This window comes from Pseudoalteromonas sp. Isolate3 (assembly GCF_022398505.1).
GTDB classification, from domain to species: Bacteria; Pseudomonadota; Gammaproteobacteria; order Enterobacterales; family Alteromonadaceae; genus Pseudoalteromonas; species Pseudoalteromonas apostichopi.
The window spans coordinates 1-21105 of record NZ_JAKEVN010000076.1 but is presented as its reverse complement, the minus strand read 5'-3'; the positions used below and the strand labels follow the sequence as shown (position 1 = coordinate 21105).

General features: G+C 41.3%; 19 protein-coding genes. 15 read left to right on the top strand and 4 right to left on the bottom strand.

Features of this window, described 5'->3' with window-relative positions; genetic code table 11:
* Positions 1 to 145: 145 nt before the first annotated feature.
* The 10 genes from glyA to L1D46_RS14210 all read left to right on the top strand — a co-directional run bounded on the left by glyA (position 146) and on the right by L1D46_RS14210 (position 10545).
* Positions 146 to 1402: a serine hydroxymethyltransferase gene (gene glyA / locus L1D46_RS14255; RefSeq protein WP_054552577.1), complete on the top strand. Its 1257-nt coding sequence runs from the start codon at positions 146 to 148 to the stop codon at positions 1400 to 1402.
* 108 nt (positions 1403 to 1510) lie between these two features.
* Positions 1511 to 1960, top strand: a complete 450-nt coding sequence (gene nrdR / locus L1D46_RS14250; protein WP_054552576.1) for a transcriptional regulator NrdR — start codon at positions 1511 to 1513, stop codon at positions 1958 to 1960.
* 2 nt (positions 1961 to 1962) lie between these two features.
* Positions 1963 to 3102: a bifunctional diaminohydroxyphosphoribosylaminopyrimidine deaminase/5-amino-6-(5-phosphoribosylamino)uracil reductase RibD gene (gene ribD, locus L1D46_RS14245; protein ID WP_130049557.1), complete on the top strand. Its 1140-nt coding sequence runs from the start codon at positions 1963 to 1965 to the stop codon at positions 3100 to 3102.
* Positions 3103 to 3106: 4 nt separating this feature from the next.
* Positions 3107 to 3760, top strand: a complete 654-nt coding sequence (locus tag L1D46_RS14240) for a riboflavin synthase (protein WP_130049556.1) — start codon at positions 3107 to 3109, stop codon at positions 3758 to 3760.
* A gap of 41 nt (positions 3761 to 3801) precedes the next feature.
* Positions 3802 to 4917 (top strand): bifunctional 3,4-dihydroxy-2-butanone-4-phosphate synthase/GTP cyclohydrolase II, encoded by a 1116-nt coding sequence (gene ribBA, locus L1D46_RS14235; protein WP_130049555.1) that lies wholly within the window; start codon positions 3802 to 3804, stop codon positions 4915 to 4917.
* A 115-nt stretch (positions 4918 to 5032) separates the two neighbouring features.
* Entirely contained in the window at positions 5033 to 5497 is a 465-nt protein-coding gene (gene ribE / locus L1D46_RS14230; protein WP_054562661.1) for a 6,7-dimethyl-8-ribityllumazine synthase, read from the top strand.
* Between the two features lie 15 nt (positions 5498 to 5512).
* Positions 5513 to 5923 (top strand): transcription antitermination factor NusB, encoded by a 411-nt coding sequence (gene nusB, locus L1D46_RS14225; protein ID WP_054552571.1) that lies wholly within the window; start codon positions 5513 to 5515, stop codon positions 5921 to 5923.
* A 45-nt stretch (positions 5924 to 5968) separates the two neighbouring features.
* Positions 5969 to 6943: a thiamine-phosphate kinase gene (gene thiL / locus L1D46_RS14220; RefSeq protein ID WP_130049554.1), complete on the top strand. Its 975-nt coding sequence runs from the start codon at positions 5969 to 5971 to the stop codon at positions 6941 to 6943.
* The gene (locus L1D46_RS14215; protein WP_130049553.1) at positions 6940 to 7425 is read left to right on the top strand and encodes a phosphatidylglycerophosphatase A; all 486 of its coding nucleotides are present in this window, start codon (positions 6940 to 6942) and stop codon (positions 7423 to 7425) included. The genes thiL and L1D46_RS14215 overlap by 4 nt, the downstream gene beginning before the upstream one ends.
* 33 nt (positions 7426 to 7458) lie before the next feature.
* Complete coding sequence (locus L1D46_RS14210) at positions 7459 to 10545, top strand: ligand-binding sensor domain-containing diguanylate cyclase (protein WP_130049552.1); 3087 nt, start codon at positions 7459 to 7461, stop codon at positions 10543 to 10545.
* Positions 10546 to 10768: 223 nt separating this feature from the next.
* On the opposite strand, the gene dxs is transcribed toward L1D46_RS14210, so the two are convergent.
* The 3 genes from dxs to xseB all read right to left on the bottom strand — a co-directional run bounded on the left by dxs (position 10769) and on the right by xseB (position 13855).
* Positions 10769 to 12631 (bottom strand): 1-deoxy-D-xylulose-5-phosphate synthase, encoded by a 1863-nt coding sequence (gene dxs / locus L1D46_RS14205; protein WP_239977724.1) that lies wholly within the window; start codon positions 12629 to 12631, stop codon positions 10769 to 10771.
* A gap of 89 nt (positions 12632 to 12720) precedes the next feature.
* Positions 12721 to 13608, bottom strand: a complete 888-nt coding sequence (gene ispA, locus L1D46_RS14200; protein WP_239977723.1) for a (2E,6E)-farnesyl diphosphate synthase — start codon at positions 13606 to 13608, stop codon at positions 12721 to 12723.
* A 4-nt stretch (positions 13609 to 13612) separates the two neighbouring features.
* Positions 13613 to 13855, bottom strand: coding sequence for an exodeoxyribonuclease VII small subunit (gene xseB / locus L1D46_RS14195; RefSeq protein WP_054552565.1), 243 nt, complete (start codon positions 13853 to 13855; stop codon positions 13613 to 13615).
* 272 nt (positions 13856 to 14127) lie between these two features.
* Here xseB and pomA point away from each other — a divergent pair, with 272 nt between their 5' ends.
* From pomA to L1D46_RS14175, 4 genes are all read left to right on the top strand, one after another.
* Complete coding sequence (gene pomA / locus L1D46_RS14190) at positions 14128 to 14895, top strand: flagellar motor protein PomA (protein ID WP_054552564.1); 768 nt, start codon at positions 14128 to 14130, stop codon at positions 14893 to 14895.
* A 3-nt stretch (positions 14896 to 14898) separates the two neighbouring features.
* The gene (locus L1D46_RS14185; RefSeq protein WP_054562656.1) at positions 14899 to 15822 is read left to right on the top strand and encodes a flagellar motor protein MotB; all 924 of its coding nucleotides are present in this window, start codon (positions 14899 to 14901) and stop codon (positions 15820 to 15822) included.
* A 135-nt stretch (positions 15823 to 15957) separates the two neighbouring features.
* Positions 15958 to 16434: a hypothetical protein gene (locus tag L1D46_RS14180; protein WP_130049549.1), complete on the top strand. Its 477-nt coding sequence runs from the start codon at positions 15958 to 15960 to the stop codon at positions 16432 to 16434.
* A 65-nt stretch (positions 16435 to 16499) separates the two neighbouring features.
* Positions 16500 to 18410: a DNA topoisomerase III gene (locus tag L1D46_RS14175; protein WP_239977722.1), complete on the top strand. Its 1911-nt coding sequence runs from the start codon at positions 16500 to 16502 to the stop codon at positions 18408 to 18410.
* A gap of 1 nt (position 18411) precedes the next feature.
* Here L1D46_RS14175 and L1D46_RS14170 read toward each other — a convergent pair whose 3' ends face one another.
* Positions 18412 to 19725, bottom strand: coding sequence for an amidohydrolase (locus L1D46_RS14170; RefSeq protein WP_130049547.1), 1314 nt, complete (start codon positions 19723 to 19725; stop codon positions 18412 to 18414).
* Positions 19726 to 19808: 83 nt separating this feature from the next.
* Between L1D46_RS14170 and L1D46_RS14165 the strand changes: the two genes are divergently transcribed.
* Complete coding sequence (locus L1D46_RS14165) at positions 19809 to 20666, top strand: tetratricopeptide repeat protein (protein WP_239977721.1); 858 nt, start codon at positions 19809 to 19811, stop codon at positions 20664 to 20666.
* Positions 20667 to 21105 lie beyond the last annotated feature (439 nt).

Below are 21105 nucleotides of genomic sequence, written 5' to 3'. Positions count from 1 at the left end.
ATAAAAAAATATCATTATTAAAACACTGTGAAATAAATTCAATCCCTGTTTAAATATGTTCATCTTTACAAGATAGGCAAAAGTGCGTTTTAAGCGTACAATACAGCCTTCAAAAAACACCATACACGTTGCCTTAGGAGACCCCATGTTAGAACGTAGCATGAATATTTCGGATTTCGATCCAGAGTTATTTGCAGCCATCACTAAAGAGACGGCTCGTCAAGAAGAGCACATCGAACTGATCGCGTCTGAAAACTACTGTAGCCCACGCGTACTTGAAGCGCAGGGTTCTCAGCTTACCAACAAATACGCTGAAGGTTACCCAGGCAAACGTTACTATGGCGGTTGTGAGCATGTTGACGTTGTTGAGCAACTAGCAATTGATCGTGCAAACGAATTATTCGGCACAGATTACGCTAACGTCCAACCGCATGCGGGTTCACAAGCAAACGCAGCTGTTTTCCAAGCTCTTCTTCAGCCGCATGATACAGTACTAGGTATGAGCTTAGCTCATGGTGGTCACTTAACTCACGGTTCACACGTTAACTTTTCTGGTAAAACGTATAATGCAATTCAATACGGCCTAAATGACGAAACTGGCGAAATTGATTACGCTCAAGTTGAAGCACTTGCATTAGAGCATAAGCCAAAAATGATCATCGCTGGTTTCTCTGCATACTCAGGCGTTGTTGACTGGGCTAAATTCCGTGAAATCGCTGATAAAGTTGGTGCATATTTATTCGTAGATATGGCTCACGTTGCTGGTCTTATCGCAGCGGGTGTATACCCAAGCCCAATTCCTCATGCACACGTTGTTACTACGACAACTCACAAAACATTAGCAGGCCCTCGTGGCGGTCTAATCGTTTCTGCATGTGGTGATGAAGAGATCTACAAAAAGCTAAACAGTGCTGTTTTCCCTGGTGGTCAAGGTGGTCCTTTATGCCACATCATCGCTGCTAAAGCGGTTGCTTTCAAAGAAGCATTACAGCCAGAGTTCAAAGCGTACCAAGCACAAGTTGTTAAGAACGCTCAAGCTATGGTTGAAGTACTTCAAGAGCGTGGCTATAAAGTTGTTTCTGGTAAAACAGACAACCACTTATTCCTTCTTGACCTAATTGACAAAGATATCACAGGTAAAGATGCTGACGCTGCACTAGGTAACGCTAACATCACTGTTAACAAAAACTCAGTACCAAACGACCCACGTTCACCGTTCGTAACGTCTGGTCTTCGTATTGGTTCTCCGGCTATTACTCGCCGTGGTTTCAAAGAAGCTGAGTCAAAAGAGCTTGCAGGCTGGATCTGTGACGTACTAGACAACATCAACGATGAGTCTGTACAAGCAGAAGTAAAAGAGAAAGTTAAAGCTATCTGTAAAAAATTACCAGTTTACGCTTAATTACTGGTTAAACCGTAATTAAGATAACAATAGCGTTGTTTTTTGCTATTATAAAGGCCGCTTAGTAAGCGGCCTTTTTTTGTTTTTTATAAACGGAAGTTGAACCCTATGCATTGCCCTTTTTGCACCGCAAAAGATACCAAAGTAATTGATTCTCGACTTGTTGGCGGTGGTCACCAAGTTAGACGTCGACGTGAATGTAACGAATGCCATGAGCGCTTTACCACCTTTGAAGGCGCTGAACTTGTGATGCCAAGAGTGATTAAGCAAGACGGTAGTCGCGAACCATTTAACGAAGATAAGTTACTCAATGGCTTGCATCGCGCTTTAGAGAAACGCCCAGTTAGCACTGAGCAGGTCGACGAAGTCGTTAACATTATTAAATCTCAACTTCGTGCTACTGGTGAGCGTGAAATATCTAGCCATTTAATTGGCGAGTGCATCATGGAGTCACTGAAAAAACTCGACAAAGTGGCCTATGTGCGTTTTGCATCTGTATATCGTTCATTTGAAGATATTCGCGAGTTTGGTGAAGAAATCGCTCGTTTAGGTGATTAATTATGTCATTCACAGAGCTTGATATTGCTTATATGGCGCGTGCCATTGAGCTTGCTAAACAAGGGCGTTTTACCACGACTCCAAACCCTAATGTTGGCTGTGTACTGGTTAAAGATGGCGAAATAGTCGGTGAAGGGTTTCATCAACTAGCAGGGCAGGGCCATGCTGAAGTAAATGCCTTGGCTGTGGCTGGCGACAATGCGAAAGGCGCCACAGCATATGTAACTTTAGAGCCTTGTAGTCATTATGGACGCACTCCGCCTTGTGCCGAAGGTTTAAAAGCAGCTGGTGTCAGTAAGGTTATTGCTGCCATGGTCGATCCTAACCCTGCGGTGAGTGGTCGTGGTCTACAGATTTTAGCCGATGCTGGTATTTCAGTGGCATCCGGTTTACTTGAGCAACAAGCGCGTGACCTAAACAAAGGCTTTTTAAAGCGTATGGAAACAGGGGTACCATATGTGACTTGTAAAATGGCCTGTAGTTTAGATGGCAAAACCGCGCTAAATAATGGTCAAAGTAAATGGATTACTGGTCCTAAAGCGCGCCAAGATGTGCAAGCATATCGTGCGCAAAGTTGCGCTATCTTGACGGGGGCTGACACAGTCATTACTGATAATGCAAAACTCAATGTGCGCGTTGATGAACTGCCATTTGCTATGCCTACATCCTTGCCTTTGCGCCAGCCTACTCGAGTGATTATTGATTCACAAAATAGGTTAACGCCTGAACTTACATTATTTAGCATTGAAAGTCCGGTGATTATTTTCACTACATCGCTTGATAAACAACATCAATGGCCTCACTTTGTTAAACACGAAGTTGTACCAGCAGTTAATAATAAAGTTGATTTATCCGCGGTTTTAAAGCGTCTTGCTGAACTACAATTTAATCAGATATGGCTCGAAGCAGGAGCGACCCTTGCAGGGGTGTTTGCTGAGCAGGATTTAATTGACGAATACATCGTTTATATTGCCCCTAAGTTAATAGGTGATATGGGCAAAAGCTTACTAAACTTTGCAGAAGTTACCGTGATGAGTGATATCACTGAACTGACTTTTACTGATACAGTGATGATTGGCGACGATATTCGCTTAACAGCTACAAAGCAAAGCAAGCCACAAAAATTGAAAAATAAAGAGTAGCACTATGTTTACTGGAATTATTGAAGCAACAGGTAAAATTGTTGAACTAACACAAAAGCAAGGCGATCTGGCTATTCGTATTCAAAGCACTAATTTGGATATGAAAGACGTCAAGCTCGGTGACAGTATTGCCACTAATGGTGTGTGTTTAACGGTTGTCGCTAAACATAGCGATGGTTTTAGTGCTGACTTATCTAACGAAACAATCAGCTTAACTGGGTTTGCGCATTATAAAAAAGGACAAACAGTCAACCTCGAAAAAGCCATGCAACCCGTTTCTCGCCTAGGCGGGCATTTAGTATCAGGTCATGTTGATGGTATTGCGACTGTAGAAAGTATCAGTCCTAATGCCCGTGCAACAGAGTACTGGTTAAGTACAGACAATGATTTAATGAAATACATTCCGTACAAAGGTTCGGTATGTATTGATGGCATTAGCTTAACGGTCAATGAGGTCGAACAAAACCGCTTTAAGCTTACTATTGTTCCGCATACCGCTGAACAAACAACGATTGCAGAATTTCAGGTGGGTACTCAGGTGAACTTAGAAGTTGACCAGATTGCTCGCTATTTAGAGCGCCTAATAAAAGGGGCCGAACAACCTTCCCGTTCAGACATATCAATGAGCTTGCTAGCACAAGCTGGCTTTATTAAATAAGCAAAGATAGTCACTATTAATAATACTCTCATGGGCATATTATGAATTTACACAGCGCGCAAGAAATTATCGATGACATTAAAGCCGGTAAAATGGTTATTTTAATGGACGATGAAGACAGAGAAAATGAAGGCGATTTAATCATCGCAGCAGAGCATATCAGTGCAGATGCCATCAACTTTATGGCAACGCATGGCCGTGGTTTAATTTGTTTAACTATGACACAAGAGCGTTGTCAACAGTTAGAGTTACCACTCATGGTTAAAAATAATGGTGCTGCTTTTTCGACTAACTTCACCATGTCTATTGAAGCGGCGAAAGGCGTAACGACAGGTATTTCTGCAGCTGATCGTGCTCGTACAGTACAAGCTGCTATTGCTAAAGGTGCCGTGCCAAGCGATATTGTTCAACCGGGGCATATCTTTCCTATTATGGCGCAACCAGGTGGCGTGCTAACTCGAGCGGGTCATACCGAAGCGGGTTGTGATTTAGCGCGTTTAGCGGGCCTTGAGCCTTCATCAGTGATTGTTGAAATCTTAAATGCTGATGGCACTATGGCACGTCGCCCAGATCTTGAAATTTTTGCTAAAGAGCATGACTTAAAGATTGGCACTATTGCAGATTTAATCGAATACAGAAACCTAAACGAAACCACCATCGAGCGTGTTGCCAAGTGTAAATTGCCAACTGATCACGGCGAATTTGATTTAGTTACTTACAAAGACACCATTGATGGTCAACTTCACTATGTCCTACAAAAAGGTGAAGTATCTAAAGATGAGCCGACGTTAGTTCGTGTTCACTTACAAAGTACCTTCAATGACATCTTATTATCAGATAGAAGTGCTGATCGTAGCTGGGGCTTATCAGATGCTATGGCTTATATCGCTGAGCACAACGGCGTACTGGTTATTTTAGGTAAGCAAGAATCAACGGAAGACCTAGAAGCAACCGTTAAAGCATTTGCTGCACAAGATGCTGGCGAAAATGTTAGTCACCGTAAATTCCAAGGTACATCGCGTACTGTGGGGGTGGGTTCACAGATCCTTGCTGATTTAGGTATTGAAAAGATGCGCTTGATGAGCCGTCCTAAAAAGTACCATGCGTTATCTGGTTTCCACTTAGAAGTGGTTGACTACGTTGAGCCGCAGTCATAATTAGGCAAATTGTTGGAAAACAGATTTACTAGGCTACTTTTATATTTTTGTGGTATTATGCGCCGTAATTTTTGCGCAATCGCAACCGCTTAAACTTATTTTTTAGGGTTATTAAATGAAAATTATTGAAGGTAACAAATACGCACCGGGCAAAAAGTTTGCCATTGTCATTTCTCGCTTTAATGACTTTATTGGTAGCAGCCTATTAGCAGGTGCTGTTGATGAGCTTAAGCGCACAGGTGGCGTATCTGAAGACGACATTACTGTTGTTTACGTACCAGGTGCCGTTGAATTACCTTTAGCAGCGAAACGCGTTGCAGCAAAGAAAGAACACGATGCAATCATCGCTTTAGGCGTAGTGATCAGAGGTGGTACGCCACACTTTGATTTAGTCGCTGGCGAATCAAACAAAGGTCTTGCGCAAGTATCTCTTGAGTATGATATCCCGGTTGCATTTGGCGTATTAACCACTGAAAGCATTGAGCAAGCAATTGAGCGCGCAGGTACCAAAATGGGTAATAAAGGCGGCGAAGCTGCTTTAGGTGCGCTTGAAATGGTTAATGTGTTAGACAAAATTTAAGTTTAAGGAATCTCTGTGAAACCAGCAGCAAGACGTAAAGCACGTATCTTAGCACTTCAAGCCGTATACTCTTGGCAGTTAAGCGGTAACCCGATTGCTGATATCGAACAGCAAATGTTAATTGAAAATGATGTGACTAAGATCGACGTCGAATATTTCAAAGACCTAGCACGCGGTGTTGTTGTTAACTGTAAGCAATTAGATGAAATCGTTGCGCCACATTTAGCACGCCCAGCTGATGAGTTAGACATGGTCGAAAAAGCAATTTTACGTCTGTCTGGCTATGAGTTGAAATTCCGTGAAGACGTACCTTACAAAGTAGCAATCAATGAAGGCATTGAGCTTGCTAAGATGTTTGGTGCTGAAGACAGTCATAAGTTTGTCAACGGTGTACTTGATAAAGCAGTGAAAGAACTGCGTAAGTAAGTAGCACCGTAAAAGGAGAGCCGGCTTGGGCCGGCTTTTTTGTGTATGAAGGAATTTGAATTAATCAATCGTTACTTTAAAGGCCGTGGTATTATTCGCCATGATGTGAACCTAGGTATTGGTGACGATTGTGCCTTGGTATCTGTGCCTGAAAACTGCCAATTGGCAGTAACAACAGACACGTTAGTTGCGGGGGTACACTTTTTTGATGACATCTCTCCTCGTGCTCTTGGGCATCGAGCTTTAGCTGTTAACTTAAGTGATCTGGCGGCTATGGGGGCAGAACCAACGTGGATTTCGGTTGGCTTAACTTTGCCAGAAGTAAACATAGAATGGCTTGAAGAGTTCACCGAAGGTATGCATGAAATTGCAGAGTACTTCAATGTGCAGATAATTGGCGGTGATACCACCCAAGGCCCTTTAACTATTACAATTTGTGCTAAAGGCATCGTACCTGAAGGCAAAGCACTACGTCGTAGTGGTGCTAAAGTTGGCGATTGGATTTATGTAACAGGCCCATTAGGTGATGCTGGTGTGGCAATTGAAGCTCGTAAACAAGGACTTGATATTGCCCCTGAACATTTAAATTATTTAAATAATCGCTTTGATTACCCGACTCCGCGTGTTGCAGCGGGGCAGGTGTTACGAGGTGCAGCCTCTGCGGCGATTGATATATCTGATGGCTTATTAGCTGATTTAGGACATATTTTAGCGCTATCGCAAGTCAGTGCTGTGATCAATGTCGATAAAGTGCCAGTCTCTGATGCACTAAACTCTTCAATTCCACGTGCAGAGCAGTTTGATTATATCTTAAATTACGGTGACGATTATGAGTTGCTGTTTACTGTGCCTGAAAGTAATAAAAGCATGGTTGATATGAAGTTGCGCCAATATGGTGTTGAAGCAAGTTGTGTTGGGCAAATTAAAAGTGGCGAAAGTGACATTGAACTATTACTTGATGGTGAAAAATTTAACTATCAAGGCAAGGGGTTTCAGCACTTCACGAAGGAGCCGGTTTGAGCAATAACCGTTTATTCAATTTAAAACGCCCACACCAATTTTTTGGTTTGGGTTTTGGCTTAGGCCTTGCGCCTAAAGCTCCAGGCACCTTTGGTACCTTTGCTGCATTGCCGTTTATTTTTACCACAATGTACTTTCCGCTATGGTTACAGATTGTGTTTGCAATCGTGATCAGCGTATTTGGTATTTGGGCATGTGGTAAAACGGCAGATGACTTAGGGGTACACGATCATCCTGCCATTGTTTGGGATGAAGTTGCTGGTTATTATATCACCATGATTGGTGCTGCACTGAATTGGCAGTCACTGTTGGTTGGTTTTTTGTTGTTTCGTTTTTTTGATATCGCTAAACCAGGTCCTATCAGAATTCTCGATAGACGTTTACACGGTGGCTTGGGCATCATGGCTGATGATATTTTAGCAGGTATATTTTCATTAATTTGTGTTCAAGCCTTGTTTAAAGCTGGCTATTTGCCTTTTTAAACGATGAGTTAAGTGTTACTTGGTGGCAAGTATATGATGCGATTTCTAGTTGTCTGTTTGTTGATGCTTTGCAGCATGCCTGTGTTTGCATCTATTACTGACTATGTCGTTAAACAGTGGAACATCCAAAATGGCTTGCCATCACAATCTTTAAAAAGTATTGCTCAAGATGAGCAAGGCTATATGTGGCTAGGCACACAGTTTGGCTTAAGCCGATTTGATGGTAATACTTTCACCAACTTCAATACGCAAAATAGCGACTTCCTGCCAAGTAACGGTATTAATAAGTTATTGGTTGATAGCACTGGATTACTTTGGGTAGGTACCAAAAATGGCTTGGTGACACTTGATCCTAAAACTATGATGTCGCAAACCTTTAACGTCAAAGGCCCTGTGCGGGATATTCTTGAAGACTCCAAAGGTAGTATCTGGATTGCCGCGAACGGCCTTTATTATGTTGCTCGAAATCAAGTCACACTAAATCAAAACTCAGCGTTAATCGTACCGGTATCTAATGCCACTGCAATTACGCAAATTGTTGGTTCAGTGAGTCAAATGGCTTTGTCGCCAGAAGGTATTTGGCTGGTTAATGAGCGTCACTTACTGCGCTTAACTAATACCTCTTCTGACTTTGCAAAATTACGATTAGAACTCACTGCAAAAGTGTCATTACCTGAACGATTAGCACAAACCATTATTCATGATATGGCTTGGCTTGAAGGTAACTTATACCTAGCCTCAGAGCTAGGTGCTTATTTTCTTGATTTAGATGATGAGCTGCGTCCATTCCCACTTCCAAATGCGAGTAACTCTGCTGTTTATAAGTTTATGAGTGACTCTGATGGGGCGTTATGGATTTCGACCTATGGCAGGCTGTTATTTCGTGATAACTCAGGTGATTGGCAATGGGTTGAGCCAAGTCAGCTAGATCAGAGTATTTGGTTTGCTGATATCTTTCGTGATAATCAAAATAATATTTGGCTGGCAAGCTTCAGTGAAGGTTTATGGCTTGCTCATGAGGGGCGTATTGAACGTCACTCTGCTATTTCAAATATGACAGAAGCGGTGATGGCTATTAGCCAAGCACCTGATGGCAAATTATGGGTGGCCAATCGAAGTGGTGTTGGCTACTTCGATTATAACAAAAATTTTGTAAATCAAATTCCGAGTAATCAATTTGGTCGAGCTGCGGTGCACGACTTACAATTTGATGGTGACCGTTTGTACATCGCAACTGGTCGCGGTGTGTTTTATTACGAAAACCAAAACTTATATACAGTCCCTGGGCGAGCGCTACGAGATAACCCTGTATTCGCAATTAGCCGTTCTAGCAAAGGCGGTTTTTGGCTTGGTACTGGCCGAGGTATGTATCGCTTAAGTTATGGTGGTTTAACACCATTTGCTTACAATGCATTCTTAAGCAGTAAATTTATAACCTATGTTCTTGATGAGCAAAACTTTGGCTTAATTGGTACCAGTAAAGGGGCTTATTACTTTACCGACCGAGGTATTGAGAAAATTGGCGACCAAACTAGTTTAGAAAGTGCTTACGTCACCAGTATTTTAAATATTGAAGGGGTGGGGATATTAATAGGCTCACTTAACGATGGTCTATTTTATCGCAGTACCAAAGGTCAGTGGCGTCAGTTAGATGCGACCGATGGTCTACCGTATGGGTCTATTTTTAGTCTCGTTTACGATAAGCAGTTAAAGCGTATTTGGGTAAGTACCATGAAAGGCGTATATCGCATGCCGGTAGAGCAGTTTGGTACTGACATTGAGAGCTTAAAAGTAGAACAAGTGATCTCATCGTTTGACCGTCAGCTCGATGGTAAAGCTAGTCAATGTTGTGCCGGTCTTGGCCATGATGCTGTGGCAGATACAGGTAACTCTATTTGGTACCCAAGCCTACAAGGTGTTGTTGAAATTCCAAAGAGTGTTGAGCTCTTTGGTGTGCAAGCTCTGAAACCTCGTATTGAAAGCCTGATCACGCCGCTTCGTCATTTAAGTACGGCAACCTTAGGTAATAAACCTGAGCTGCAAATTGATGAGCGTGATGTGACATTAAAATATACTGCGATTGATTATTATGCCCCTTCAAGTATTGAGTTCCGTTACCGCTTAAGTGGCTTGGACAGTGACTGGCGTTATGCTAATACTCGTCGTGAGGCAATTTATACCAACTTACCGCCGGGTTCTTTTTTATTCCAGCTTGAAGCAAAACGCCGTGGTGAAGATTGGCAAAAAGCACGTCGTACTGAGTATAGTTTTGTGGTGCCGCGTCGCTTTGACGAGACTATCTATTTCAGACTTTTGATCACCAGCAGCTTTATTTTATTGTTTTATCTTGTGTTCTGGGTATTTAGAGCGCAAGAGAAACGTAAACAATTAGCTCTTGAGAGCTTAGTAACAGAACGAACTGTTGAGCTTCGTGAAGCCAACGATAAGCTTAATCAAGTAAATTCACAGCTTAAGTTAGTTAGCCATTCTGATGAGCTTACTGGATTACGTAGCCGCCGTTTCTTGTTTGATCAACTACCAAAAGATATCGAGCACTTCCAGCGAAACTCGCAGTCATTACAAGCGCAGGGCAAATCATTGGTATTGTTGATCATTAACTTTGATAACTTTAGCCGAATTAATGATGCTTATGGGCCACTTGCAGGCGATAGCTGTTTACAGCAAATGGCAACCTTACTTAATAGCCGTACACAAGGTTCTGACTATGTCGCACGTTGGAGTGGTGATGAGTTTTTACTCTTACTACGTGATTTCAAACGTACAGCGATAGACAATTATGTTGCTGATTTATGTGAAGCGATTGCAGCAAATCCATTTAGATTACCAAATGGTGAGTCAACCACCATTACTGCGTCGATTGGCTGGTCTTTCTACCCATTACCTTTATTGGGTGGACAAGTTATTGGTTGGGAAACTTCAGTCAATCTTGCTGATATCGCATTACATCAAGTTAAAAAGCGTGGTGGTGATGGTGTTGCAAACATTACCTTTGATGAGCAATTAGATGCCTTTGAGTTCGAGCAAAGCAATAATGTTGATCAGCAGCTCAGTGCATTACAAGCTAATGGCTTAGCCGATATAAAAATTTGGATGCGATAGAGTTTCCATTGGTATTATACCAACCCGCAATAATACTTAATCATTTTGAGGGATTAAACCTGTCGCTAACTGCGTTAAAAATTTCTCATTTAGAACAACTAAATAACGAAATTTTTGCCTTGTTATCAACGAGGTTTAATTGCCTCAAAATAGACTACTTAATTAATCGGATTGGTATTAAAAAAGGAGCTTTAAAGCTCCTTTTTTGTGAATGCTGTTTGGCTTAAGCCATGAACTCTTTGATGCTAGCTAAGATGCCATTAGCATCTAAGCCCATTTCGGCGTGCATTTCATCTTGCGTGCCATGCTTAATGAATTCATCTGGAATACCTAAGTTTAAGATAGACACGTTAGCCTTAATTGCAGCTAGGTGCTCATTCACAGCAGAACCTGCACCGCCCGCAATGGCGTTGTCTTCTAAGGTAACAATCACATCATGGCTAGCTAGTAATTCGCTAATAGCATCAGTATCAAGAGGCTTAATAAAGCGCATATCAATCACTGTTGCGTTAAGTTCATCGGCGACTACTTTGGCGTTCTCTAATAGCGTACCAAACGACAAGATTGCCAATTTGCTACCTAGCTTGATGCTACGCGCTTTACCAATTTCAATCGCGCTCATTGTCGATTCAACGTCACAATTACCCGCACTACCTCGAGGGTAACGAACAGCAACAGGTTGATTGCATTGGTAACCTGTATACAACATTTGGCGGCACTCATTAGTATCGCTTGGTGCCATGATAATCATGTTAGGAATACAGCGCATAAAGCTCAAGTCATAGGCTCCTTGGTGAGTTTCACCATCTGCACCTACAATTCCTGCACGGTCAATAGCAAATAAAACAGGTAAGTTTTGTAATGCCACATCGTGGATAAGTTGGTCGTAAGCGCGTTGCAAAAAACTTGAATAAATAGCAACAACAGGTTTTAAGCCTTCACAGGCAAGGCCAGCTGCAAGCGTTACAGCATGTTGTTCAGCAATAGCTACATCAAAGTATTGCGCAGGGTACTCTTTAGAAAAGCGCACCATGCCAGAACCTTCACGCATCGCTGGGGTAATTGCCATCAGCTTGTCGTCTTGTGCTGCCATATCGCATAACCAGTCACCAAATACATTAGAAAATGTAGCCGCGCCAGGTTTTGATTTTGGTAATTTAGACATGCTAGGATCAAATTTTGGTACGCCATGGTAGCCAATTGGATCCGCTTCAGCAGGTTTATAACCTTTACCTTTTTGTGTTTTGATATGCAGTAATTGCGGACCTTTAAGGTTACGCATGTTACGTAAGGTATCGACCAACATATTAACATCATGACCATCGATTGGGCCGATGTAATTTAGGCCTAACTCTTCAAAGAAAGTACCTGGAATGACCATACCTTTTAAATGTTCTTCCATTCGGCTGGCAAGCTCTTTCACAGGTGGTAAGCCTGAAAGAAGTTTTTTGCTACCTTCACGAATATTGGTGTAGAAGCTACCAGACAAAATACGTGCAAAGTGATTGTTTAGTGCACCCACGTTTTCAGAGATCGACATTTCATTATCATTTAAGATAATTAGCACATTAGGGTTTACATCACCCATGTGGTTCATCGCTTCAAATGCCATACCTGCAGTAATCGCACCATCTCCAATAACAGCAACTGTTTTACGATCTTTACCTTCTTTTTCAGCAGCGATGGCCATACCTAGTGCAGCCGAAATTGAAGTGCTCGAATGACCTACACTGAAGGTGTCGTAAGGGCTTTCTTCACGGAATGGGAAAGGGTGTAAGCCGTCTTTTTGACGAATAGTATGCATTTGGTCACGACGACCAGTTAAGATTTTGTGTGGGTATGCTTGATGACCCACGTCCCATACTAAACGATCTTCAGGCGTGTTATAAACATAATGAAGCGCAACCGTTAGTTCAACAGTGCCTAAACCTGATGCTAAATGACCACTACTTTGCGAAACTGAGTTAAGTAGGTATTCGCGTAACTCTTTACTAAACGCAGGTAACTTGTCTTGCGCTAAATCACGCAGTTGTGCTGGTTCGTCAACCAAACTTAATAATGGATACTTGCTACTATCAAGTGTCATGATTTTATATACATCCTTCGCTAACCAGAGTGCATTATAGCCCATTGCTGCTCTGATTTTTTAGTTATTTTGTCTTTCTTTTTTAGGCATTAATAATTACGTTCAACGATATAGCTAGCAAGGCTTGCCAGTTCGCTGGTGTCGTAATCAATTGCCTCAAGAGCTTGATGAGCTTGAGCTAGTAAGTCTTGTGCTTTTTGCTTTGCACCTGCCATTCCCAATAAAGCAGGGTAAGTTGCTTTATTGGCGGCAATATCTGAACCTTGTGGCTTACCTAATGTTTCAGTATCAGCTTCTACATCTAGGATATCGTCTTGTACCTGAAAAGCCAGACCTATTGCTTGGCCGAATAAGTTCAACTGCTTTAGAGTATGTTCATCGCAGCTATTAGCACTTAATGCACCAAGTGTAATTGCACAGTTTAGTAAGGCGCCCGTTTTTAACTGATGAATACGCGCTAGCTGAGACACGCTAATTTCTTTATCAGTCGCTTCTATATCCAGTGCCTGTCCACCTACCATACCTTCAATACCTGAGGCTTTGCTTAACGAGGCTATCATTTTTACCTGCTGGCTCGCAGGAACTGAAAATCGGTGGTTGGCGATTAAATCAAATGCCAGTGTTTGTAATGCATCACCTGCGAGTATTGCTTGCGCTTCACCATAGACAATATGACAGGTGGGACGACCACGTCTTAAGTCATCGTCATCCATTGCAGGTAGGTCATCATGGACTAATGAGTAGCTATGAATACATTCAATGGCAGCAGCAAGAATATCGAGATCGGCCTTGTTAGCACCCATCATTCGGCCCGTCGCATATACAAGGTAAGGACGTAAGCGCTTACCACCATTTAAAACACCATAATGAGTAGCTTCTTTAATGTTCTTTTCGGTATTAAGTGGCTGTGCGAAATAGCGATTTAAATGTGCCTCAACGTCTTCTCGAGCGCGTTGTAATTGTTCTTTTAGTTGCACTTAATTAGTCCAAGTTTGAATCAAAATTGCTAAGAGGAGCTTGGCTATCGTTACCCATTAAGATGGCAACTTTTTGTTCGGCTTGTTGCAACTTACCAGATGAAGCATTCGCCAGCGCAATACCACGTTCAAATTGTTTTAGTGATTGTTCTAAAGACAATTCACCTTGCTCCATTTGTGCAACTATTTGAGATAATTCATCCAGCGCTTCTTCAAAGCTTAAGTTTTCTGGTTTCTTTGTTGCCATTGTGGCCTCGATAGCTGTTAGAAAGTGAGGCCAATTTTAGGGGGAATGCTAAACTAGGTCAAAGAATGATGTGTTTTTTTACGCATAATCCATTTTCAATATGTTATTTTTACGCTTTTACATACAGCTTAAACTTGTAGCTTAAAAATCTTACATTAAAATATAATTAATTCATTTAATGATTTAAGTATTTCAATTGCTTGCCGATAAGCAGTTAATAATAAAAATTTGATGCCTGAGGGTGTCGTGTAATTGTTCCTCTGGAGGGGTATGTGGATTTAGCAACCATAATAGGTATTCTTGGTGCCATAGGCTTAATTGCTATGTCGATGGTGTTAAGTAGTGACGGCCAAGTTGCAATGTTTTACAACACGCCTTCGGTGGTCATTGTATTTGGTGGTTCGATTTTTATCGTGTTATCGAATTTCACCATGGGGCAATTTTTGGGCATAGGTAAAGTGGCTGCTAAAGCCTTTATGTTCAAAATCGAATCTCCAGAAGAATTAATTGAAAAAGCAGTAGAATTAGCTGACTCAGCACGTAAAGGTGGTTTTCTAGCATTAGAAGAAGCCGAAATCCCCAACGGTTTTATGCGTAAAGGGGTGGATATGTTAGTGGATGGTCATGATGCTGATGTTGTTCGTGCCACGCTGCAAAAAGATATTTCTCTCACCGCTAATCGTCATGAACTTGGCGCAGGCTTATTCAAGTCACTTGCTGATATTGCCCCTGCGATGGGTATGATCGGTACGCTAATAGGTCTGGTTGCTATGCTATCAAACATGGATGACCCGAAAGCAATCGGCCCTGCGATGGCGGTTGCACTTTTAACAACATTATATGGTGCTTTCTTAGCAAACGTTGTAGCAATTCCTATTCAGGTAAAGCTAGAACTACGTAAAGATGAAGAAGCTCTTAACCAACGCTTAATTCTCGATGCAGTACTAGGTATTCAAGATGGCCAAAATCCGAAAGTCATTGAAGGTATATTGAAAAATTACCTAGCTGAATCAAAACGTAAAGTTGATACCGAGGAGTAGGGCATGTCCGATCAAGAGTGCAAATGTCCACCACCAGGTTTACCAGCCTGGATGGGAACCTTCGCAGATTTAATGTCATTATTAATGTGCTTCTTTGTACTCTTACTTGCTTTCTCGGAAATGGATGTACTGAAGTTTAAGCAAATTGCTGGTTCAATGAAGTTTGCATTTGGTGTGCAAAACAAAATTGAAGTAAAAGATATTCCAAAAGGGACCTCGGTAATAGCAATGGAGTTTACCCCTGGTAAACCTGAACCTACCCCTATCGAAACGATTCAACAACAAACTGTAGAAATGACTCAGCAAATGCTTGAGTTTCAAGCTGGTGATGAAAGCTCTGCCGGTGGTCGTCAAGAGCAACGTGGTAATAAGCGTGGTGGTGAATCGCAAAGCACGGCTCAGCAACAAGCATTGGAGCAGTCAATTTCTGCGGCTGACCAAGAACAGACTAATGAGCTTGTGAAGAAAATTGCCCAGCAGCTTGAACAGCAAATTATGGATGGTGCGATTGAACTTGAGTCATTAGGTCAACAAATTATTATTCGCATCCGTGAGAATGGCTCATTCCCATCTGGCAGCGCCTTTTTACAGCCTAAGTTTAAGCCTATTATTCGTGATATTGCGACACTATTAAAAGATGTGCCGGGTGAAATAACCGTGTCAGGACATACTGACGACTTCCAAGTATCAAATGAGCTTTATACTAATAATTGGGATTTATCTTCAAAACGTGCAGTTGCCGTTGCAAGCGAAATGGAAAAAGCCCCTGGTTTTGATAAATCTCGTATGATGGTTGTAGGTCACGCAGAAACTAGGCCTCTTGTACCGAATGTGACTGATGAAGATCGCAAGCGGAATCGTCGTGTCGAAATATCTATCATGCAAGGTAAAGCTCACGAATCTGACCCTATTGATGTAAGACAATAAATCAATTAAAGTGAAACTTCATTAACACATGTAATGGAGTATAAAAATGAAAAAAGTTGATAAGTACAGCTATATGCCAGGTAATGGCGGCGGTGGCGATGACAATGATGATGGTAAAACGCAAGGTGAGTAACTTTGCCTCATTGGATTGATTCTGTCATTGTGACATTAGATCATAGCTGGGTGTTCATTCTGAGCCCGGCTATTTTTGTATTTTATCTTCGTAAAGATTGGCCCGCACTTTACTTTGCTGTTATCACGGCAGCCTTCTTCTTGTTCGGAACTCTTATTTATTCTGCTCTAAAAGCATTTGATGATATTTATGTGTGGCGCTATGTTGTGTGGGCTTTTAATGATATTGCTTGGATGGCTTTAATTGCCTACTTGGGGATTAAAGACAAAGTCTATTTATGGCAAAGTGCTTTAGGGCAACTGGTCGTTATAATGGCTCCCATATTACAGTTGTTTCGTTTAGTCGATCGTCATCTTTGGGACTTATCGTACAGCACCTATATGTATAAAACCCTGTTACCTTTAATCAATGTTGGTACAGTGGTTGTGTGTTATCTACCTCTTATTTACCTTTTCACCCGACGCCGGCAGCAGGCGTAAGCCATTCCTAAGTTAAAATTCCTGTGCTAGAATACTGTTTATAAAAACAGTATTAGTGTTGCGTTATGAAACTTTACATTGCCGAAAAACCGTCATTGGCGCGAGCCATTGCGGATGCACTGCCTAAACCTCATAAAAAACAGGATGGTTATATAGAGCTTGGTAATGGTGATTGTGTCTCTTGGTGTATAGGGCATTTACTTGAACAAGCCGAGCCAGATGATTACGACACAAGTTTTAAAAAGTGGCGATTCGAGCATTTACCTATTGTGCCTGAGCAATGGCAATTAAAACCTAAAGCAAAAACACGCAAACAACTCACCGTATTAAAAAAGCTTATTAAGCAGGCAAGCGTAATCGTTCATGCTGGCGACCCTGACCGTGAAGGCCAGCTATTGGTTGATGAAGTGATCGAGCAGGTCAAACTGAGCAAAGCCAAAAAACAGCAAATTCAACGACTATTAATAAGCGATTTAAACTTAAGTGCAGTTAAAAAAGCACTTAATAATTTAAAGTCGAATCGCGATTTTATTCCCTTGAGTGTGTCTGCATTAGCTCGCTCACGTGCTGATTGGTTATTTGGCATGAATTTAACTCGGGCTTATACGCTTGCTGGGCAAAAAGCAGGGTTTGGTAATGTGTTATCTGTAGGTCGTGTTCAAACACCTATTTTAGGTCTTGTTGTAAATCGTGATAATGAAATAGCTAACTTTGTAGCGAAACCTTTTTACGAAGTATTAGCTCATCTTGAAACTGAGCAGCAGCAAACATTTTCAGCTAAGTGGCAACCAAGTAAAGCATGCGAACCTTATCAAGATGAGGAGGGGAGAGTATTACATAGAGGGCTTGCTGAAAATGTTGTATCACGTATAACTAATCAACCAGCTAAAGTGGTTGACCTTGAGCAAAAACAAAAAAAACAACAAGCACCGTTACCTTATAATTTATCAGCTTTACAAATCGATGCGGCAAAAGCGTTTTCAATGCCTGCACAAAAGGTGTTAGATACCTGCCAAAGCTTGTATGAGCGTCATAAGTTAATTACTTATCCTCGTTCAGATAATCGCTATTTACCAAAAGAGCATCATAAAGATGCAGCGAGTATTATTGCTGCTATTGCTAATAATGAAGGCCAAGCAAGTGAAGCTTGCAAGCAAGCTGACACCAGCAAGCGGAGTAAATGTTTTAATGACAGCAAAGTTGCGGCACACCACGCTATTGTTCCTACCGAAAAACAACTTCGCTCAGCATCATTAAATAGTGATGAACAAAAAATCTATCGGTTGATCTGTCGTCATTATTTAATCCAGTTTTATTCTGACTATGTCTTTAACGAAACCAAAGTAACAGTCGAGATTGCTGGTGGACTTTTTAAAGCCGCTGCTAAGCAAGATGTTAGCTTAGGCTTCAAAACATTAATGGGCAAAACAGAGTTAAAAGATAAGCAAACCTTACCTGCTCTTGAAAAAGGTCAGCAGCTGCATTGCAATCAAGGTGAAGTGGTAGACAAAATGACGACACCGCCAGCACATTTTACTGATGCTACCTTATTAAGTGCTATGACAGGCATCAGCCGCTATGTGAAAGACCCTGAGATTAAAAAGATCCTTAAAGAAACTGATGGACTAGGTACTGAGGCTACACGGGCAGGTATTCTCGAGCTTTTATTTAAGCGCCGCTTTTTAGAGCGTCAGGGTAAAAATATTTTAGCTACGGCAACAGGTAAAGCGCTTATTAGCACTTTACCTGAGCAGCTTGCTAGCCCTGACTTAACTGCTAAGTGGGAAGCATCATTAGGGAATATAGCTGAACAGCATATGAGTTATCAGCAATTTTTAACGCCATTACTGACTGAGTTACATGCTTTAGTTGATCAAGCCAAACAGTGCGACAGCCAAGTTTTTGCCCAATTACCAAAAACGCCGCAAAAGCGACGTTTTAAAAGAAAGGCTAAGCCTAGAGCTAGGTCAGCCTAAACTACTTTTTGTTAAATAGGGCAACCGCGGCATTACTCATTGCAGTTATCCCTGTAGGAAGCGCCTTTTTGTAATCAGGTGCAAACTTACTTGAATGTAAAGAAGGTAATGTTGCGCCAGATTGCATTGCAGCATCATATTGACTAGGTTCAACACCCCCTAACCAAAACAAAGTAATTGGTACATTTTGTTCTGTACGACCATAAAGGCCAAAGTCTTCACCAGCCATTACAGCTTCAGTTTCAAGTACATTGTCTTCACCAATCGCATTAGCAATCGCTGAACGTACTAAGTTGGTTTGAGTTGGATTATTGTATGTTGAAGGAATTGACTCATCTTCATGCACATATACTTCAGGTGCTAAACTTTTATCAAGTCCCGCACTTAATGCGATGCCTTTCGAAATTCGTTTGATCGCTGCAATTTGTTGTAAGCGAACTTCAGGGTTATAACTGCGCAGTGTAAGTTGTAGTTTTACTTCATCTGAAATGACATTGTGTTTGGAGCCACCGTGAATTGAGCCTACCGTGATCACTGATGGCTCTAGTGGTGACAATTCGCGACTAGTAATTGTTTGTAGTGCCAACACAATACGTGAAGCAATCACAACTGGATCTATTGTTGTGTGTGGATAGGCACCGTGACCCCCTTTACCTTTTACAGTAATATCAACAGAGTCAACACTAGCCATCGTGTATTCTGTTTTCATACTGACTTTACCAGCAGGAACACTGGCACTTACATGTAACCCAATAACATGATCTGGAGTAGGGTACTTAGTAAAAAGCCCTTCTTTAAGCATGGCTTTTGCACCACCACCTACTTCCTCTGCTGGTTGTGCGACCATCATTAAAGTACCTTGCCACTGATCTTTATGTGTCATTAACTGTTGAGCTGTGCCAATAAATGAACTCATGTGAATATCATGACCACAACCATGCATTACGCCAACGGTTGCACCAGCATCATTTGTTACAGTAACTTTAGAGGCATAGGGTTTACCAGTTTGCTCAACAATTGGTAATCCATCAGTATCAGTGCGGATCATTACTGTTGGGCCATCACCGTTTTTATAAATCCCAACAACGCCAAAACCACCCACGTTATCTGTAACAGTAAAGCCTAGTTGCTTTAATTTTTTTGCTAGCTTCTGGCCTGTTTGTTTTTCGTGGTAAGACAGCTCAGGAGATTGATGTAAATCTAAATAAAGCTTTTCAATCTCAGGCATGGTTTTTTGAAGGTTTAAATCTAGTGTTATTGCTTGCGCGAATGGACTAAGAAGTAACAAAGCTGCAGAAATAGTAGATAATTTCATAATGACCTCGACCCGTGGGGCTTGTAATTGTTATGTTTGCCACTATATAAAAACCTAAATACTTATATAGTGCAATCGATCAAATGAATAATATGATAAAACTTACCCAGCAAAATTTGCAGCAAGCATTGGGTGAAACGTCCGCTGAAAAATTAGTATTACTTACTTTTTACTCTTCGCAAAACCCAGAGTGTCATCAGCAAGCTGCTATTTTAGAAAAAATCGCACATGAATATGGTGAGCATTTATTAGTAGCAACATTAGATTGTGATGTTGAGCAGGCACTTGCAGGACAACTTGCACAGCAAATCGGTTTACAAGCATTACCTACACTTGTGATGTTAAAAGATTCAGCGCCTGTAGATATGTTACCTGGCGCTCAAACAGAGCAGCAAATTCGCGATGCGCTAGCCAAACATTTACCAGCTCAACACGAGTTATTACTAGAGCAGGCTAAGCAAGCGTTAATTAATCAAGACTTAAACAATGCTTTTAACTATGCAAAGCAGGCTTATGAGCTTGATCCAAACCATACGCGTGTAAAGTTAGTTTTAGCTGATATCTGCATTCAAATTCATAAATTGGAAGATGCACAAGCATTATTAGATTCGGTTGCAGAAAGTGAACGTGATGCGTATTTCACAAATATTCAAGCAAAGTGTGAACAAGCATTAGCTGCAACAGATTCACCAGAAATAAAAGCACTGCAAGATAAAGTTGAAAAATACCCAAATGATTTAGAGATAAAAGTAGAACTAAGTAACGCTCTTAATAGTGCGGGCCGTAAAGAAGAAGCTTTAGAGATGTTATTTAATGTACTTAAAAAAGATCTTAACTACGCAGATGCAAAACCAACCTATCTAGAAATTATCGCTTCTTTACCTGATGGTGATGCCTTGGCATCTAAGTATCGCCGTAAGTTATATAGTATCTTGTACTAATTCAGAGTTGATTGATAAAGGCGCCATTAAAAATAGTGGCGCTTTTTTATTTAAAAACTTGCGTATTACCTAATATCGATAATACTTAAGATCCTCTCGAGAAAAGTTGGCTGTATTTTGTACAGTAAACTGTGTTTTTTACTGCCTTTAGCTTATTTTTTGCGCGAAAGGTAAGTTTTTAGTAGTTTTCTACAAAAAGTGCTTGCGTTAATTCTTCGCATCCCTATAATGCGCATCCACTGACACGGCGGGCAGCAACGAAAGACGCTGAACAACGTAGCAGAGAGTTAAGTGAAACTTCGGTTTCAAATTATCGAAAGAAAGTTTGAAATTAAGTGTTGACTCGAAAAATTAAGGATGTATTATACGCATCCCTAGCGACAACGTCGCAACGTTCTTTAACAATATAAAGCAATCATCTGTGTGGGCACTCGTACAG

Bases quoted from the DNA above. Each gene is read 5' to 3' on its own strand.
- glyA (WP_054552577.1), top strand. From the start codon at position 146: ATGTTAGAACGTAGCATGAATATTTCGGATTTCGATCCAGAGTTATTT.
- nrdR (WP_054552576.1), top strand. From the start codon at position 1,511: ATGCATTGCCCTTTTTGCACCGCAAAAGATACCAAAGTAATTGATTCT.
- ribD (WP_130049557.1), top strand. From the start codon at position 1,963: ATGTCATTCACAGAGCTTGATATTGCTTATATGGCGCGTGCCATTGAG.
- L1D46_RS14240 (WP_130049556.1), top strand. From the start codon at position 3,107: ATGTTTACTGGAATTATTGAAGCAACAGGTAAAATTGTTGAACTAACA.
- ribBA (WP_130049555.1), top strand. From the start codon at position 3,802: ATGAATTTACACAGCGCGCAAGAAATTATCGATGACATTAAAGCCGGT.
- ribE (WP_054562661.1), top strand. From the start codon at position 5,033: ATGAAAATTATTGAAGGTAACAAATACGCACCGGGCAAAAAGTTTGCC.
- thiL (WP_130049554.1), top strand. From the start codon at position 5,969: ATGAAGGAATTTGAATTAATCAATCGTTACTTTAAAGGCCGTGGTATT.
- L1D46_RS14210 (WP_130049552.1), top strand. From the start codon at position 7,459: ATGATGCGATTTCTAGTTGTCTGTTTGTTGATGCTTTGCAGCATGCCT.
- dxs (WP_239977724.1), bottom strand. From the start codon at position 12,631: ATGACACTTGATAGTAGCAAGTATCCATTATTAAGTTTGGTTGACGAA.
- xseB (WP_054552565.1), bottom strand. From the start codon at position 13,855: ATGGCAACAAAGAAACCAGAAAACTTAAGCTTTGAAGAAGCGCTGGAT.
- L1D46_RS14185 (WP_054562656.1), top strand. From the start codon at position 14,899: ATGTCCGATCAAGAGTGCAAATGTCCACCACCAGGTTTACCAGCCTGG.
- L1D46_RS14175 (WP_239977722.1), top strand. From the start codon at position 16,500: ATGAAACTTTACATTGCCGAAAAACCGTCATTGGCGCGAGCCATTGCG.
- L1D46_RS14170 (WP_130049547.1), bottom strand. From the start codon at position 19,725: ATGAAATTATCTACTATTTCTGCAGCTTTGTTACTTCTTAGTCCATTC.
- L1D46_RS14165 (WP_239977721.1), top strand. From the start codon at position 19,809: ATGAATAATATGATAAAACTTACCCAGCAAAATTTGCAGCAAGCATTG.